We start from the raw sequence: 850 nt of genomic DNA, 5'->3' as shown, positions 1-850 counted from the left end.
CGGTCAGCAGCACCAGGCGCTGCACGCCCATGCTGCGCAGGCGGCGCACCAGCCGCGGCGCCTCCTGCCGCAGCCGGTCGGCCATGACGAAGGCCGCCACCGCCCTGCCGTCCATCGCCAGCCAGGCGACGGAGCCGGCGGCCGCCGAGACCTGCGCGGCCACGGCGAAGCCCTCGGACGGATGGACGCCGGCCGACTGCAGAAAACCCTCCGCGCCGAGCAGCAGCGTGCGGCCCTCCACCGTGCCCGTCACGCCGCCGCCCGGCACTTCCGCCACCGTCTCCGGCACCGGGAGGTCGAGCCCTCGCGCACGCGCCGCGGCGACCAGCGCGACGGAGACCGGATGCGTCGATCCCTGCGCCAGCGCCGCGGCGAGGCGCAGCGCCGCCTCGCGCCCCAGGGCGGGATCCGCGTCGAGCGCCGCAAGGCGGGGGTGGCCCGGCGTCAGCGTGCCGGTCTTGTCGAACACCACCGTGCGCAGCCGGGCGAGCCGCTCCAGCGCGCCGCCGCCCTTCACCACGATGCCACGCCGCGCGGCCCGGCCGATGCCGGCCACGAGCGCGACAGGCGCGGCCAGGATCAGCGGACAGGGTGTCGCGACCACCAGCACCGCAAGCGCGCGCAGCGGATCGCCGGTGGCAAGCCAGGCACCGCCGGCCAGCACCGCCGTGAAGGCGACGAAACCGACAGCCCAGCGGTCGGCGAGACGCGCCAGCGGCGCGCGCGTCGCCGCGGCCTGCTCGGCCAGCCGGACGATCGCGGCATAGGTGCTCGATCCGGCGTCGCGCGCGGCGCGCAGGCGGAAGGCAGCGCCGGCATTCACCCCGCCGCTGCGCAGCGACGCGCCGGC

Annotated in this window: 1 protein-coding gene; it reads right to left on the bottom strand. The window is 78.0% G+C overall.

Features of this window, described 5'->3' with window-relative positions; translation table 11 throughout:
* Window positions 1-850, bottom strand: an 850-nt coding sequence (locus tag L2I40_RS23855) for an HAD-IC family P-type ATPase (protein WP_237217827.1), incomplete at both ends; no start/stop codon positions are given.

Origin of the sequence: Falsiroseomonas oryziterrae (assembly GCF_021864505.1) — a bacterium.
GTDB classification, from domain to species: Bacteria; Pseudomonadota; Alphaproteobacteria; order Acetobacterales; family Acetobacteraceae; genus Falsiroseomonas; species Falsiroseomonas oryziterrae.
This window is presented reverse-complemented; position numbering and strand designations above follow the sequence as displayed.